Origin of the sequence: Paenarthrobacter sp. YAF11_1 (assembly GCF_052113445.1) — a bacterium.
In the GTDB taxonomy this organism is placed as follows: Bacteria; Actinomycetota; Actinomycetes; order Actinomycetales; family Micrococcaceae; genus Arthrobacter.
In genome coordinates, this window is the sequence record NZ_JBFRDF010000004.1 from 222,571 (window position 1) to 238,252 (window position 15,682).

Below are 15,682 nucleotides of genomic sequence, written 5' to 3' on the forward strand. Positions count from 1 at the left end.
TAGAATCGAACTGAAGACGAAGGAGTCACCCATGGCTTGGAGAATGCCGGCCGAAACCGCACCGCATGAGCGCACTTGGATGGCGTTTCCCCGCACCGGCCTCACGCTCGGCGACGACGCCGCCTCGGCCGAAGAGGCTTACGCGGCCTGGACCGCCGTCGCCCATGCCGTGGCCGAATTCGAACCGGTCACCATGGTGGTGGACCCCAGTGAGCGCCAACGCGCCGCCCGCATGCTGGGCAGTGGCATCGAGCAGCTCGAGGCGCCGTTGGATGAGTTTTGGATGCGCGACGTCGGACCCACCTTTGTGCTGGACAATGAACGTCCCGGCGTGCTTGGCGCCGTGGACTGGATCTTCAACGGCTGGGGCGCTCCGGCATGGTCCGAGTGGCAGAAGAGTGCCGGCATGGGCCGCTTTGTCGCGGAACAGTCCGGTGCCGAACTGGTCAGCTCCCTCCTGGTGAATGAGGGCGGCGCCATCCACGTGGACGGCGAGGGAACCGTGCTGGTCACCGAAACAGTGCAGTTGGATCCGGGCCGGAACCCCTTTGCAGACAAGGCCGCAGTTGAGGCCGAACTGGCCCGGACCATCGGCGCCACCAAGGTCGTTTGGGTTCCCCGCGGACTGACCCGCGACTACGAGGACCTGGGCACCCGCGGCCACATCGACATGGTGGCCACCCTCCCCACTCCCGGCCGTATCCTGCTGCACTCCCAAACCAATCCTGAGCACCCGGACTTTGAGGTCAGCCGCACCCTCCAGGCATTCCTGGAAACGCAAACAGACGCGACGGGCAAGCCCTTCGAGATTGTGCCGCTGCCCGCGCCGGAAACGCTGCGCGACGACGACGGCTTCGTGGACTGGAGTTACGTCAACCACCTCGTGGTCAACGGCGGCGTGATCGCCTGCGGTTACGGCGAAGAACGTGCCGACTCCCTCGCGGCGGAAATCCTTGCCGAGGCCTACCCCGGCCGCCGTGTAGTCACCGTGGACGCCCGGCCCATCCTGGCCCGCGGCGGTGGCATCCACTGCATCACCCAGCAGCAGCCTCGTCTCAGCGGGGCGCAGTTCGCCGGAGGTACGGCGTAATGGCCCCCTTCGACGTCGTTGAAGCCTCCATCGCGCAACTGCGCGAGGCACTGGAGGCAGGGGAGGTGACCAGCGAACAGCTCACCCAGTCTTACCTCGACCGCATCGAGGCCTATGACCGCACCGGCATCAAGCTCAACGCGCTGGTGGTCATGAACCCCGAGGCTCTGGCGGAGGCCCGGGCCTCGGATGAACGCCGGGCACAGGGGACTGTTTGGGGTCCGTTGGACGGTATTCCCTATACAGCCAAGGACAGCTACCTGGCCAAGGGGCTCACTGCCGCTGCCGGCTCTCCGGCCTTCGAGAATCTGGTGGCGCAGCGGGATGCGTTCACCATCGAGCGCCTTCGGGACGCCGGCGCGGTGCTGATCGGCCTCACCAACATGCCCCCCATGGCCAACGGCGGCATGCAGCGTGGCGTCTATGGCCGCGCCGAAAGCCCCTACAACGCGGACTTCCTGACGGCCGCTTTCGGTTCCGGTTCCTCCAACGGCTCCGGCACCGCGACGGCGGCCAGCTTCGCGGCCTTCGGCCTGGGCGAGGAGACCTGGTCAAGTGGCCGCGCACCGGCGTCGAACAATGCTCTGTGCGCTTACACGCCCTCGCGCGGCGTCATCTCTGTGCGCGGCAACTGGCCGCTGGTCCCCACCATGGACGTCGTGGTCCCGCACACCCGCACCATGGCCGACATGCTGGAACTACTGGACGTGATCGTGGCCGACGACGCCGAGTCCCGCGGTGATTTCTGGCGCGCGCAGCCGTGGGTTCAGATCCCGAAGTCGTCCGAGGTCCGGCCGGAGTCCTACGTGTCGCTCGCTTCGGAAGCGCTCGACGCCGGACGGTTGGCTTTGCGGGGCAAACGCTTCGGTGTGCCGCGCATGTACGTCAACGCGGACCCTGATGCCGGAACCAGCACACAGCCGGGAATTGGCGGGCCCACCGGGCAACGCATCGAGACGCGGGCTTCCGTGATTGATCTGTGGGAGGCCGCCAAACGGGACCTTGAGTCAGCTGGCGCTGAAGTTGTGTTGGTGGACTTCCCGGTGGTCTCAAACTACGAAGGCGACCGACCCGGGGCACCCACCGTCGCCACCCGCGGCCTGCTCAGCTCCGGGTACCTCAAACGTGAAATCGAGGACCTCTCAGCCTGGGCATGGGACGATTTTCTGCGCGCCAACGGCGACCCATCCCTGAACCGGCTGGCCGACGTGGACGGCGCGATGATCTTCCCGCATCCGAAGGGCGCCTTGGCGGACCGCTACACCGGATTCGACGACCATATTTCCGGTTATCCCCGGCATGTCCGTGAGCGCGGCGTATCCAGCTTCACCGAAATTCCCGAGCTGGAAAGCGGCGCGTGCGGCCTGGAGGAGACACGCCGTGTAGACCTTGAGGAGTGGATGGACGGCCTCGGGCTGGATGCTGTCCTGTTCCCGGCGGCAGCAGACGTGGGACCCGCAGACATGGACGTGAACCCGGCCTCCGCAGACCTCGGCTGGCGCAACGGTGTGTGGGTGGCCAACGGAAACCTTGTTCCAAGGCACCTCGGCATCCCCACGGTGACCGTGCCGATGGGAACCATGGCGGACATTGGCATGCCCGTGGGCCTTACCTTTGCGGGCCGGGCGTACGACGACACTGCCCTGTTGACGTTGGCTGCGGCCTTCGAAGCAACGGGTTCGCGTCGTACGGTGCCGCCCCGGACGCCGGCGCTGTAGGGCATTCGATAGCGGATTCGACGGCGGGCAAGCCGGACCTAATGCGTGACCGGGCCCCGGCTCTGATTACAATCAAAGGGACGTCGACCACTGAGGGAATCATGAAGAAACTCACCACTGTCCTGATCGCCGCCGGGCTCATTGCCTCGGCATCCGCTTGTTCCGCCCAGCAGCAGCTGACCACCGCGGAAACCTGTGACCGCGTTGGCGTCGCCGCAGCCGGCATCCCCCAAAGCCCGAGCCAGACCGCCACTATCCGTGCGGCCAACGCCATCAGGCCCATCGAACCGGTAGCATCCACTGAGATGAAGCCGGTGGTCACCGCCATCTTGGAATTCCTCGACGAGCAGGGCAAGGACGAGCCTACCGACGCCGCGCAGAAGAGCGAGCGTGAAGCCAAGTTGGCTGAGCTCAATGCATCCTTCCAGGAAGCCGGTGCCAAGTACGGCGAGCTCTGCCGCGGCTAATGACGCCCGCGCGCAGAACACACGGTCGCTGAACACACGGTCGCTGAACGAACAGGGCCAAACACACTAAAGGGGACCGGTTGAGCAACCGGTCCCCTTTTGTGTGCCGCAAACCGTCTCTCACGTCCCGTCCCTTAAAACGGAACCGTCTCTCACATCCCGTTGCCCAATTCGGGACCGTCTCTCACATCCCGTTGCCCAATTCGGAACCGTCCCTCACTTTCCTGAAGAAAGTGAGAGAGGGTTACCGGGAAGGGCGTGGGATGTGAGAGACGGTTCGGTTTTAGCAGGTGGGATGTGAGAGACGGTTCGGTTTTAGCAGGTGGCATGTGAGAGAGGGTTACTTTTCGTCGGGACCAAGGTCAGGCCCGACGGCGAAACTCACCTCGCGTGTCGCGCTTCCGTGGAGTTCCAGGATGGCGAGCTCGTTGGCACCTTCGCGGATCAGGGGACCGGGAACGTACAGCGTGCGCTGCGGTCCGCGGCTCCAGTAACGGCCAAGGTTGAACCCGTTCACGAAAGCAACACCCTTGGTCCAGCCTTCGAGGCGGAGGAATCGGTCTCCCGGGCCTTCGGCGTCGAAGGTCACGAACGAAACAGACGGACCAGCCACACCGGCAGACGCGGCACCATGAGGAAGAGCAACCGCTGCTGACCGGAAAGCCTCCAGTGAACCCAGGTCAACCGCGCCGACTTCCCAGTCCAGAACCTCCACGCCGTTCAGCAGCGCAGGCCCCATCAACCCCTTGGCTTCGCCGATCCTCTGACCGTAATTCACGCGGCCTTGGTCCTCCAGCAGAACCTGCAGACGGCCACCGCCGGGGATGACAACCGAGCGCTCGCCCAGTTCCCGGCTCAGCACCCCCACGGGCACGCCGTCCAGGAAGAACTGTGCCCTGTCACGAACCTCCGTGAAGGACAGCACACCTCCGGCAGTAAGCGAGGTTTCGTAAAGATAGAAGCCCCGGTACTGCCCGGTCACCTCGACGGGCGGGACGGTTCCAGGCACCAAAGACGTGGACACAGAAGTGAGCACAGGCGCCGTCGAAGATACCGCCACCACAGAAGCCGGAACGGACGCCCGGAGAGCAGGCACCTCGGCCGGAACCGGGAAATGCTTGGCAATGACGTCCCGGAATGCGAAGTACTTGGCCGTCGGCTGCCCGTCTTCGGAGAGGGGCGCATCGTAGTCGTAGGACGTGATGGTGGGCTCGTAGATGCCCTTGTCATTGGCACCGTTGGTGAAGCCGAAGTTGGTACCACCGTGGAACATGTAGATGTTCACTGAAGCCCCGGCAGTGAGCAGGGCATCGAGTTCGGCGGCGGAAGCAGCGGCGTCGGTGGTGTGGTGGTGGGTTCCCCAGTTATCGAACCAGCCGTTCCAGAACTCTGCGCACATCAGCGGTCCGGTAGGCTGCCGTTCCCGCAGGAAGGCCAGCCGCTCATCAGCACGGGAACCAAACGTCGCGGTCTTGTGCAGTTCGGGCAGCGATCCGTCCTCGATCATGGTCCCGAACGGCTGGTCGCAGGTGAAGAGCGGAACATCAACACCCGAGCGCTTGGACAGGTCCACCAGATGCTGCAGGTACTCCTTGTCGTTCCCGTAAGCACCGTACTCGTTCTCAATCTGGAACATGATTACTGGGCCGCCCTGTGTGATCTGGCGTGGCACCACCAAAGCCAGCACGGACTCCATGTAGGAAGAGACGGCCGCCAAGTAGCCGGGTTCGCTGCTGCGGACACCCACGGTGGGGTCGGTGAACAGCCACGCGGGCAGCCCGCCGTTGTCCCATTCGGCACAAATGTAGGGGCCGGGTCGGACAATCGCCTTCATCCCGGAATCGGCCACCAGGTCCAGGAATCTCCCAAGATCAAGCCCACCGTCGGCAACAAAAGCGCCCGGAAAAGGCGAGTGCTCATTCCACGGCACGTAGGTTTCGATGGTGTTCAGCCCCATCAACCGGGCCTTGTGGATCCGGTCCGCCCACAGATCGGGGTGAACCCGGAAATAATGGATGGCACCGGAGAGGATGCGGAAAGGCTCGCCGTTCAGGAGGAAGTCCTGATCGCCGATTTCGAACGTGTCCAAGGAAAGTCCTAACAGTTTTACGGAGTACGCAGCACGGCGTGGAAAGCGTACGAGGCGTTGCTCCAGATCACGAACAGCAGCGGTGCCGGCGCCAACGCGATACCCAGGACCGGCTGCATCACGGCGGCGGACACGATGATCCCCAGCAGGATCAGCATGGCCAGGCTGAGGTACCAGCGCTGCGCCACCAGATAAAGCGAAGCCTTGAAGATGCTTTTCAGCTTCGCCTCAGGCAGAAGTACGACGCCGGCAATCGCCGTGACGGCAAGGCTCACCGTCACGGCGGCTGCTACGACAATCAGCGGCACCAAAAGAGCCGCACCGGGAAGGGTGGAAGCGTTGTTCTGGATGACGGCCAGGTCCACGCCGAGGAAGAGCAGCAGGGCCACGGCACCCACGCCCAGCAGTGCGGCTTTCGCGAAACTGCGCTTGTATCCCCGAAGGAAAGCGGCAACCGGCTTGACCGCGCCGCCGTCGTCGTTCAAGGCTTTGAAGGCGGCGAAGATGCCGGCGAGTGACGGCGCAACGGTGACCGAGAGCGCCAGGAAGAACGGCCACGCAGAGGCGGGGTCGGCCACCAGCGAAAGGCTGAGGACCAGCGGAGCGTTGGCCACGGCGAGCAATGCGTTGCCGGCCAGGAAGGTGTAAATGAACCCGAAAATATTCCCGAAGGTCTCGAATCCTGGCCCGGCCCACCGCCGTGGTTTAGCGCTCACACTACTCATCCTTTCATCCCGCTGGTCGCGATGCCCTGGATGAAGTAGCGCTGGCCGATGAGGAAGATGATGAGGATCGGGATCACGGAGATCACGGAGCCGGTCATGATCATGGCGTACTCAGCGTCGAACTGGCCCACGAAGGACCGCAAGCCCAACTGGACGGTCCAGAGGCGGTTGGACGTGAGGTAGATGAACGGACCCATGTAGTCGTTCCACGTGTTCACGAACGTGAGCAGCGCCAGGCTGGCGAGGGCCGGCTTGGACAGGGGTAGGATGACGCGGGCCCAGATGCCGTATTCGCTCAGGCCATCGATGCGGGCCGCTTCGCAGAGTTCGTCCGGGATGGTCATGTAGTACTGGCGCATCAGGAACACGCCGAACGCACCGAAAGCCTGCAGCAGGATCAACGCGTTGAAGCTGTTGGTCAGGCCAAGGTTCTGCATCATGATGTACTGCGGCACCATGTAGGCCTGCCACGGAACGGCGATGGTGCCGATGTATGCGAGGAACAGCACGTCGCGGCCCGGGAAGCGGACCTTGGAGAAACCATAGGCGGCAAGCGAGCCCGTGAGGACCTGGAGGCAGGTGATGATGACGGCGAGGTACAGGGAGTTCTGCAGGTAGCCCATCATGGGGATACGGGTCCAGATGTCCGTGTAGTTGCTCCACACGAACTCTTGCGGAATCCACTGGATGGGAACCGTGAGGACCTGGTTGTTCTCCTTCAACGACGAGGAAAGCATCCAGATGAACGGCACCATCAGCGCCGCCACCAGGACCACCAGGACACCGTAGATCACGATGTTCGCGGTCCGCTTCTTCTGCTCGCGCGGGGAGCGTTTGCGGTCAGTACGACGGCGGTCTTCCGCAGTAGGTGCGCCGTTCGGGAGCGGCGCTGCGTCCGTCACATGAGTGGCTTTGAGGTCTTCGGCCATGTTGGTCATCAGCGTTCCCTCCGCTGTTGGATCTTGAACTGCAGGACGGTAACCGTCAGCACGATGATGAACAGGACCAGCGAAATGGCCGAGGAGTAACCGAACTTACCTTCGCCGATGCCCTCCTGGTAGATCAGCTGGGACAGCACTGTGGTGGAGCGGCCGGGGCCGCCGTTGGTCATGACCACAATGAGGTCGAACACCTTGAAGCTGGAAACCGTCAGCATGACCACCACAAAGAACGTGGTGGGACGCAGGGACGGGATGGTGACGTTCCAGAAACGCTGCCAAGCACTGGCACCGTCAACTTCGGCGGCTTCATACAGTTCGGTGGGGATCGCCTGCAGGCCGGCTAAGTAGAGGACCATGTAATAGCCCATGTCGCGCCACACGCTGGTGATGATGACAGCCGGCATGGCCCAATCGGAACTGGAGGTCCAGCCCGGCGGGTTGGCGATGCCGATGGCACCGAGGAACTGGTTGATGGGGCCGCTGTCCGGGCTGAACAGCATGTTCCAGACGACGGCAACGGCCACCAGCGAGGTGATGTAGGGGAAGAAGATGGCAACGCGGAAGAAGCCGATGCCCTTGAGCTTGCGGTTCAGCAGCATGGCCAGGATGAGGGCCAGGGCCATGGTGAGCGGGACATGCCCCAAGGCGTAGACCAGGGTGTTCCGCAGAGCGATCCAGAAGGAGTCGGACGCGAACATCCGCTCGAAGTTGGCCAGGCCAACCCACTTGGGAGCGCTGAATGAGGTCCATTCCATGAAGGAGAGCGCGAAAGCGGCCACGACTGGAATGAGGGTGAAGGCCAGGAAGCCAAGGAAGTTCGGAAGGATGAACGTCCAGCCGATCAGCGTGTTGCGCCTGGCTTGCTTCCTGTTGCCGCGGCTGTGCACGGGGGCAGGTGCCTGGGTGATTGTTTCTGTAGTCATGATGACCGCTCCCGGCGTCGGGGGCGTTCCTCCATTTCAGGATCCGGAGAATTCAGGTCCGGTTCCGGTGCCGCGTCCAGGGACGCAGCACCGGAACCAGTTGCTTGCCTGGCCTTACTTGCCCAGGACTTCGCTGGTGACGCGCTTGCCCATCTCGGCGAGGCCATCAGTGACGGAGCGCTCGCCGACCATGATGAGGTCGTGCTCCTGGTTGAGGATCTTGTCCGTAGCGGCAGACTTGTCGCTGACGGGCATTTCCAGGGCGGTCTGATCCGGGGCGAAAGCCTTCTTGGAGAGCTCGTCGGTAGGCAGGCCGTCAAGCTTGAAGTACTCAGCGGTGACGGACTCGTTCTGCAGGGCCGGGACGACACCGATCTTGGAGATCGCCTTGGCGCCCTCTTCACCGGCAGCCCACTCGATGAACTTCTTGGCCTCATCGGAGTGGGTGGCGTTCTTGTTCACGGCGAAAGCTGTGGGCGAACCGAACGTGGTGACCTTGCCGTCGTCGTTCTTCTGCGGCAGTGGAGCCAGGCCCCAGTTGACGTTGGTCTTGCCGTCCTTCTTGGCCTGCAGGATGCCTGCCGTGTACCAGGTGCCCATGGGCATCATGGCAGCCTGGCCGGTCTCAAACATGGTGCGGTAGCTGGTCTTCTGGCTCTTGGCAGTGCCGAAGTCCAGGGTGGTGCCGGACTTCTGGAGATCCAACGCGGTGTTGTACTGGTCCTCCATGAAGCCGTAGTCGCCGCTGTTCTGGTCAGCACCGTTCTGGGCCGCTGCGATGGCCTGGACCACGGAACGCCAGATGTGGTGGTAGGTGCCGTACGTCTTCTTTCCACCGGCCTCGGTGGTGAGCTTCTTGGCGATCTCGGTGTACTTCTCCCACGTCAGGTCCTTGGGCTCCTCGATGCCGGCAGCCTTGAACAGGTCCTTGTTGTAGTACAGGAGCCAGAAGTCCTGGCGGTAGGGAGCAGCGAAGTACTTGCCGTCGATGTCGAAGGCGTCCAGGCCGGCGAGGTTGTCCTTGCCCACCTTGTCCACCACGCTGTTGATTTCCTGCAGCTGGCCGTTGCTGGCGTAACGGGAGTAGTCGATCACGTTCTTCATGGTGAGGACGTCGGTGGTGTCCCCACCGGCAAGCATGGTGGTGACTTTCTGGGGGTAGTCATCAGCCAGGATGTCCACGGGTTCAATGTCCACGTTGGGGTTGGCGGCCTCATAGCCGTCAAAGAGGGCCTTGAACTCCGGGGTGCCCTCGTAGTTCCAGACCGAGACGGTCAACCGGGTCTTGCCTTCGGCCGCCTGCGGTTCGGCGGGACCGGCAGCGCCGGCACAGCCGGTGAGTCCGAGCCCTGCAGTCACCGCAAGGGCGATTGCGGCGAGGGTTGTGCGCTTCATTGCGTTCTCCTTAGTAGGGGTTTAAGTCTGCCGCAAATGCGGCTTCTTTGTTCTGGGATTAGGCGCTGAGGCCGAGGTCTGCGTGTACTACCTGGGCCAGGAGGTCCTTGCCGGCGAGGTACCGTTCAAGGTCATCCAGTGCGGCATCGGACATCCGCCGGGTTTCGGTCCCGAGCGAACCTGCGATGTGCGGGGTGATGATCACGTTGGGGAGGTCGTACAGGGTGGACCCAGCCGGCAACGGCTCGGGTTCCGTGACGTCCAGCAGCGCCGTGATCCGGCCGGTGGCGCACTCTTTCTCGAGGGCCGCCGTGTCAACCAGCGAGCCACGGGCCGTGTTGATAAGCGTCGCGTGGTCCTTCATGGCGCTGAGCTGGGCCGTGCTGATCATGTTGCGGGTTTCAGGGAGTGCAGGTGCGTGGATGGTGACCACATCAGATACGGGCAGGAGTTCTTCCAAGGTGACCAGCTTGCCGCCGGCCGCCGCTACGTCGAGCGGATCTGCGTGGGGATCGCTCACCAGGCAGGTGACGTCCTGGAGTTGCTGGACCAGCTGGACCACCCTGCGTCCGATGCGGGAGAACCCGACGACGCCGATGACCCGGCCGATGTTGCCCAGTTCGCCACGGTCGCCGATGTAGCTCCAGTCTTCCCGGTGCGTGCGGGCGTCGTTGGCCAGCACATGTGCCTTTTTGCCTGCCAGGACGATCGAAGCGAACGTGAACTCGGCCACCGGGATCGCGTTGGCGTCGGCGCCGTTGGTGACGGTGATGCCGCGGTCCCACAGTTCTTCACTGACGAAGCTGCGCACTGTTCCTGCACAGTGGAACACTGCCCGGAGCTTGGGCATGCGCTCCAAACGCTCAGCGTTGAGCTGCGGCACTCCCCAGCTGGTCAGGAGGATTTCCATCTCTTCCAAACGGCCCTGCAAGCCGGGTTCGTCCAGGGAATCCGTCCACGGCTGATCGCCGAGATCCACCATTCCGGACAGCCGCTCCAGTCGCGTGGAATCGAACTGGTCAGCAAAGGTTCCGCTATTCATGACCAGCAGTGCCTGGGGCTTGAGCGACATTGAGGGGATCCTCCCTTCGAAATTTTCGGCGGCCTGTTCGACCGTGATTTATGTGTTGCATCACATCTAATAATCAGTACATACTCATAAACAAGACTGTTCATTCAACTCAATCGAACTTGATCTAAAACATTCAAGATCGAACAAATGAGAGAAGAATTCCTATGGCAACCGGCACCGCCGCCGTTGAAGCGCCACATCGTTACCCGTTACTCACTGCGTGGGGCCCGTTGGCCGCAAAGGCCGCCCTCATGGAGTCGCTTCGCGGCTCCCGGGACCGCCTCACCGTTCGTCAAGCGTCCGACGCCGGATGGCAGCTCGCTGCTGACCGGCCCCTTGCGGAACTGCGCGGCCAAGCATCGGCAGAAAAGGGGAGCCCCTGGCCCCAACCGCTCGTGTCCCATTACGCGCGCTACTTCCGCGACGGCAACCGCACGGCCTACGAGGGACTTGTGGCGAGCCGGCAGCAACGCCTGACCCGCGCCGTCGTGATGGCCGCCGTGGCTGGTTCCTCTGATGACGGGTGGCTCGATGAAGTGATTGATGGCGCCTACCTCCTGTGCGAGCAAAGTTCGTGGAGCTGGGCCGCACACGACGACGTGTTCACCCGCAGCGGCGACGTGGTCCCTGACCGTTCCCGGCCGTATCTGGATCTCGGCGCCGGGGAGGTCGTGGCGCAGCTGGCGTGGCTGGACCATGTGCTGGGTTCGCGATTGGATGAGCGTGCTCCCGGGCTGCGCCGTCGTATCCGCCTGGAGACACAGGAACGGGTCATCCGGCCGTTCCTGGACCGGCTCGACTGGCACTGGCTGGGGTTGGACGGCGACGTTCATAACTGGAATCCGTGGATCCACTCGAACATCATCGCCGCGGCATTGGTCCTGATTGATGACCCTGAGTTGCAGGCGGAGGTGGTAGCCCGCTGCATTGAGGGCCTGGACCGCTTCCTCGCCTCCATTCCAGCTGACGGTGCCATCGACGAAGGCTTCGCCTATTGGTGGAACGGCGCCGGCCGGGCACTGGAAGGTCTCGCCCTGCTGGAGGAGGCAAGCGGCGGTATGCTCGATCCGGACCTGCCGGTAATCCGGGCACTGGTCGCTTTCCCGCACCGCATGCACCTCGGTGGCCGCTGGTTCCTGAACGTCGCTGACGGCCCAGCCCGCGCCCACGACGGACTCCCGTGGGACATGCTGCATCGCTGGGCTGTCCGGCTGGGGGACTCCGAGGCCGCCGCGCACGCCGCCGCCTTTGCCGCCGTCGAACCCGAACCCAAAGCCACCGCGGGACTGGGCCGCGTCCTCACCCAACTCAGTAGCAGATCAGGCCGTTCTGAGCCCTCAAAACGGCCTGATCTGCGACCTGGTTGGGGGACGTACCTGCCGTCGGTCCAGATCATGGTGGCGCGGCAAACACCGGGCTCATCCGACGGGCTCACCCTCGCGGCCAAGGGCGGACACAACGGCGAGCACCACAACCACCGCGACGTCGGCTCCGTGGTGGTCGCGGTGGACGGCGTGCCCCTGTTGGTCGACGCCGGCCAGCCCACGTACACCGCCCAAACGTTCGGACCTGATCGGTACCAGATTCGGGCCATGCAGAGTGCCTGGCACAGCGTGCCTGCGCCGTTCGGGCTGGAGCAGGGGACCGGGTCTTCGTTCGCGGCGACCGTTCTCCAAGAGCCGACTCCCGAGGAACCCACCCTCGCACTTGGACTCGGGGCGGCCTATGGCTTGGACCACGCTGAGCAATGGATCCGTACCTCGCTCATGAACCGGGAGCTGGGGTCCGTGGTGATTGACGACCGCTGGAACCTGCCCGAGCAGGCGCCCGAGGGAACGCACCCGCCTGAGGGAACGCCCGACGTCGACATCACCTACTTGGTTGCCGGCACCGTCACCGTCGGTAAAGAAGCAACGGCGACCATCGCGCCCGACGGTATTCCGGCTGCGGAGACCACCAACGGCCTGCACCTGCGCTGGAAGCCGGCCACCGCCGTCGTACTCGTGGACGAATGGCACCTCGACGATCCTCTCCTCAGCGACATCTGGGGCGAAAAACTGACCCGGATCCGTTTCCGTATGCCCGCCGAAAACCGCGCTTCGGGCGCGTTTACCCTCACAGTGGAGGCAACATCTTGAGTTCTGAACAGACCCCGGAAGCGGGCGGCAAGTCCCTCTTCTCCCTGCAACGCCGTGAACGGCTCATGGAGGAGCTGCGTGCACATGGCGCCATCACCGTGCGCGATATTGCCGCGAAGTTGGGCGTCAGTGAGCTGACTATCCGGCGTGATGTGAACACCCTCGCCGACGAAGGACTCGTCTCCCGCGTGCATGGCGGCGCCACGCTGCCCAGCCCGTTGGACCGTTCGGTGGCTGTGGGGCGGCCGTCGGCGCACAGCTACTCGATCGGCATGGTGGTTCCGTCGCTGGACTATTACTGGCCGCAGGTGATTTCCGGGGCGCGCGGCGAGGCCGAAGCGCAGAACCTCCGCATCCTGGTCCGTGGCTCCGCCTACGACGCTGCCGACAACCGCCGCCAGGTCCAGGCGTTGCTGGATACCCAGAACATCGACGGGCTGATCGTTGCCCCCGATATGGGCGGTGAGCACGGGAAGGAGTTGCTGCGGTGGCTCAATGCCCTGCCCATTCCGGTGATCCTGGCTGAACGGCGGGCGCCGTCGGAAATCCCCGCGCATCGTCTGGAGTGGGTCGCGACGGATCACTCGTTTGGCGCCGGGATGGCCGTGCGGCATCTGTGGCAGGAGGGGCATCGAATGATCGGATGCCTCACGGATTCCACCAGTCCCACCAGTCCGCATGTGGTCCGCGGTTGGAAACAGGCCCTTGCCGCGCTCAAGATTCCGCTGGAGAAGTCCGTCCATGAGGACTCTGCCAAGCTGGACAATGGCGATCGCGCCAAGCACTTCGATCACGTCCTGGACCTGTGCCGTTCCACCGGAACCACGGCCATGCTGGTGCACTCGGACACCCAGGCTGTGGCGTTCGTGCAGCACTGCGTTGACCGAGGTGTGGATGTTCCCGGCAGCATGGCGATCGTTGGTTACGACGACGAAGTTGCCTACCTTGCCGAGCCCGCCATCTCCGCGGTCCGGCCACCCAAAAGCTATGTCGGCAAAGTGGCGGTGCAGCTGATGGCTGCACGCCTGGCCGAAGGAAGGATGCGCCCCGTGCATCGTATTGACTTGAACCCCGAGCTGATTGTGCGCGATTCGTCCTTGGGCGCGCCGCGGGGGCTCGCCGGAGTTGTGTTGGAGGACTCGCTGTGATGCTTTTGCCGCCCCTGGATCACAAGCTTTCCCCTTACACCGGCCTGACCCGTGAGCACTGGTGCGCGTATGCGGATCACCTCCTGCGTTCGGCCCATCAGTTCGGCACCGACGATCACGCCAACATCCACCTGCCCGGAGCCAACAGCCGCTACGGCCCGCGAAGTGATTCGCTGGAAGCCTTCGCACGGACGTTCCTGCTGGCCTCGTTCCGGATGGCGGGCGACCCCGCCAGTACGGGCTGGATCGCCGAGTGGTACGCCGCCGGACTCGACGCTGGAACCAACCCCGCCAACCCGGACCGGTGGCCGACACCAGGTGAGCTGGGGCAGGCGAAGGTTGAGGCGGCGTCGTTGGCTGTTGGCCTGGCGCTGACCCGCGACGTCCTGTGGGACAAGCTGCCGGAGCGAGTGCAGGAGCAGCTGATTGCCTGGTTCGAAACCGTGATCGGCGAGGAATACCCGCCCATCAACTGGGTGTGGTTCCAGATTGTGGTGGAGACGTTCCTGGCATCCGTGGGCGGGCGGTATTCGGACGAAGACATCGACGCCGGACTCGCCATCCACGACTCGCTGTACCGGGGCGGTGGCTGGTTCGCGGACGGTCCCGAGCGCGCCTACGACCACTATGTGGGCTGGGCGTTCCAGGTGTATCCGCAGCTCTGGGCGTTGATGGCGCCTGATGATCCGCGCGTTGCCGCCCGCAAAACGCTCGACGGCGACCGGCTGGCTGATTTCCTGGACGACGCTGCATTCCTTGTTGGCGCGAACGGTGCACCCCTTATTCAAGGCCGGAGTCTGATCTACCGGTTCGCTGCCGCCGCGCCGTTCTGGGTAGGGGAGTTGTCCGGGCACACGCGCTTGGCCCCCGGCATGGCGCGCCGGGCAGCGTCCGGGATGCTCGACTACTTTGCCCGGCATGGCTCCATCACGGAGGACGGGTTGCTGTCCATCGGCTGGCACGGCGAGTTTGCCGGCATGAAGCAGGCCTACTCCGGGGCAGGATCACCGTATTGGGCAGCGAAGGGGATGCTCGGGCTGGCATTGCCGGCGGATCACGCGGCGTGGACTTCCGTTGAGGCTCCTTTGCCCGTTGAAGTTGCCGACACCCAGCGGATCATCGCTGCACCGGGATGGCAGGTGGATGGGACTCGTGCCGACGGCGTGGTCCGGATACGGAACCATGCCACGGATCACGCCGTTGCTGGTGCTGTGGTGGCTGACTCGCCGCTGTACGCGCGGATCGGGTACTCCACCCACACGTTCCCCGACCTCACGGCGGAGTCCTTGGACAATGCGGTGGCGTTCACTGATTCCGTTGGCCGGCTCACGCATCGGACGGGGTTTGAATACCTCGGCTCGTACTCCGAGGGCGGCGTTCAGGTGGGCGCTTCCCGGTTCAGCGCTCACTGGATCGAACCCGATCCCGACGCCGGTCCCGATCACGGCAGCGGGGTGGCCGGCGTTGCGACTCCAGGGCCCTCGGTCACCGTGGTGTCGGTAACGCGTGGGGCAGTGGAGCTTCGGCTGGTGCGTGTATCCGGGGCTTCGGGCGCTTTGGGGCCTGCGCTGCGGATCGGCGGCTGGCCGGTGGATGCTGCGTCTCCGGTGGTGGGCTCTGTGCATGCCGTGCCTGGGTTTGGTCTGGCCTTGGATGTATCCGGGACGTTCGTCCGCTCTGGACCCCACCCCATGGGGTCCGAACTCACCATTCCCTGGGTGGGCACTTCGGGCACCGCGCACGACGGCGACTACGCCGCCGTCGTCGTCCTCGCGGGTGACGGGGGTGCTTCGACGAATGCGGGTGTCACGTTTGTTGCCGGGGAAGGGGATGGGGATGGCCGGTTCGTGTTCTCGGACGGCGCCTCCGTGGAGCTCTCCCGGCTGTGGCGTGCCCAATTCGACGCCTAGCTGCGGGTTAGACGACTCCTACCGTCGTGTGTGCAGCAAGCCATCGAATCGGGCGCCTGGCCGGGT

Annotated in this window: 12 protein-coding genes; 6 read left to right on the top strand and 6 right to left on the bottom strand. The window is 64.1% G+C overall.

The window, feature by feature from the left end; all coding sequences use genetic code 11:
* Positions 1–31: 31 nt before the first annotated feature.
* The 3 genes from AB4Y77_RS08595 to AB4Y77_RS08605 all read left to right on the top strand — a co-directional run bounded on the left by AB4Y77_RS08595 (position 32) and on the right by AB4Y77_RS08605 (position 3,275).
* Positions 32–1,090: an agmatine deiminase family protein gene (locus AB4Y77_RS08595; RefSeq protein WP_442013600.1), complete on the top strand. Its 1,059-nt coding sequence runs from the start codon at positions 32–34 to the stop codon at positions 1,088–1,090.
* On the top strand, positions 1,090–2,808 hold the full coding sequence (locus AB4Y77_RS08600; protein ID WP_442013601.1) for an amidase: 1,719 nt from the start codon (positions 1,090–1,092) through the stop codon (positions 2,806–2,808). The genes AB4Y77_RS08595 and AB4Y77_RS08600 overlap by 1 nt, the downstream gene beginning before the upstream one ends.
* Positions 2,809–2,909: 101 nt before the next feature.
* Complete coding sequence (locus AB4Y77_RS08605) at positions 2,910–3,275, top strand: hypothetical protein (protein WP_311215160.1); 366 nt, start codon at positions 2,910–2,912, stop codon at positions 3,273–3,275.
* Between the two features lie 340 nt (positions 3,276–3,615).
* Here AB4Y77_RS08605 and AB4Y77_RS08610 read toward each other — a convergent pair whose 3' ends face one another.
* From AB4Y77_RS08610 to AB4Y77_RS08635, 6 genes are all read right to left on the bottom strand, one after another.
* Positions 3,616–5,364: a glycoside hydrolase family 35 protein gene (locus AB4Y77_RS08610; RefSeq protein WP_442013602.1), complete on the bottom strand. Its 1,749-nt coding sequence runs from the start codon at positions 5,362–5,364 to the stop codon at positions 3,616–3,618.
* 17 nt (positions 5,365–5,381) lie between these two features.
* A complete protein-coding gene (locus tag AB4Y77_RS08615) occupies positions 5,382–6,080 on the bottom strand; it encodes a DUF624 domain-containing protein (RefSeq protein ID WP_442013603.1) in 699 nt (232 codons plus the stop codon).
* A gap of 5 nt (positions 6,081–6,085) precedes the next feature.
* Positions 6,086–7,027, bottom strand: a complete 942-nt coding sequence (locus tag AB4Y77_RS08620) for a carbohydrate ABC transporter permease (protein ID WP_091552267.1) — start codon at positions 7,025–7,027, stop codon at positions 6,086–6,088.
* A complete protein-coding gene (locus tag AB4Y77_RS08625) occupies positions 7,027–7,953 on the bottom strand; it encodes a carbohydrate ABC transporter permease (protein ID WP_089596338.1) in 927 nt (308 codons plus the stop codon). Before AB4Y77_RS08625 ends, AB4Y77_RS08620 begins: the two co-directional genes overlap by 1 nt.
* 114 nt (positions 7,954–8,067) lie before the next feature.
* Positions 8,068–9,348, bottom strand: coding sequence for an ABC transporter substrate-binding protein (locus AB4Y77_RS08630; protein WP_442013604.1), 1,281 nt, complete (start codon positions 9,346–9,348; stop codon positions 8,068–8,070).
* A gap of 58 nt (positions 9,349–9,406) precedes the next feature.
* On the bottom strand, positions 9,407–10,420 hold the full coding sequence (locus tag AB4Y77_RS08635; RefSeq protein ID WP_442013605.1) for a hydroxyacid dehydrogenase: 1,014 nt from the start codon (positions 10,418–10,420) through the stop codon (positions 9,407–9,409).
* Positions 10,421–10,584: 164 nt separating this feature from the next.
* Here AB4Y77_RS08635 and AB4Y77_RS08640 point away from each other — a divergent pair, with 164 nt between their 5' ends.
* From AB4Y77_RS08640 to AB4Y77_RS08650, 3 genes are read left to right on the top strand one after another with little or no spacing between them, the layout of a single operon-like run.
* Positions 10,585–12,558 carry a heparinase gene (locus tag AB4Y77_RS08640; protein WP_442013606.1) on the top strand — a complete coding sequence of 658 codons (1,974 nt, stop codon included), beginning with the start codon at positions 10,585–10,587 and terminating at the stop codon, positions 12,556–12,558.
* A complete protein-coding gene (locus tag AB4Y77_RS08645; RefSeq protein WP_311215166.1) occupies positions 12,555–13,706 on the top strand; it encodes a LacI family DNA-binding transcriptional regulator in 1,152 nt (383 codons plus the stop codon). Before AB4Y77_RS08640 ends, AB4Y77_RS08645 begins: the two co-directional genes overlap by 4 nt.
* On the top strand, positions 13,706–15,616 hold the full coding sequence (locus AB4Y77_RS08650; RefSeq protein WP_442013607.1) for a DUF2264 domain-containing protein: 1,911 nt from the start codon (positions 13,706–13,708) through the stop codon (positions 15,614–15,616). The genes AB4Y77_RS08645 and AB4Y77_RS08650 overlap by 1 nt, the downstream gene beginning before the upstream one ends.
* The last annotated feature ends 66 nt before the right edge of the window (positions 15,617–15,682 follow it).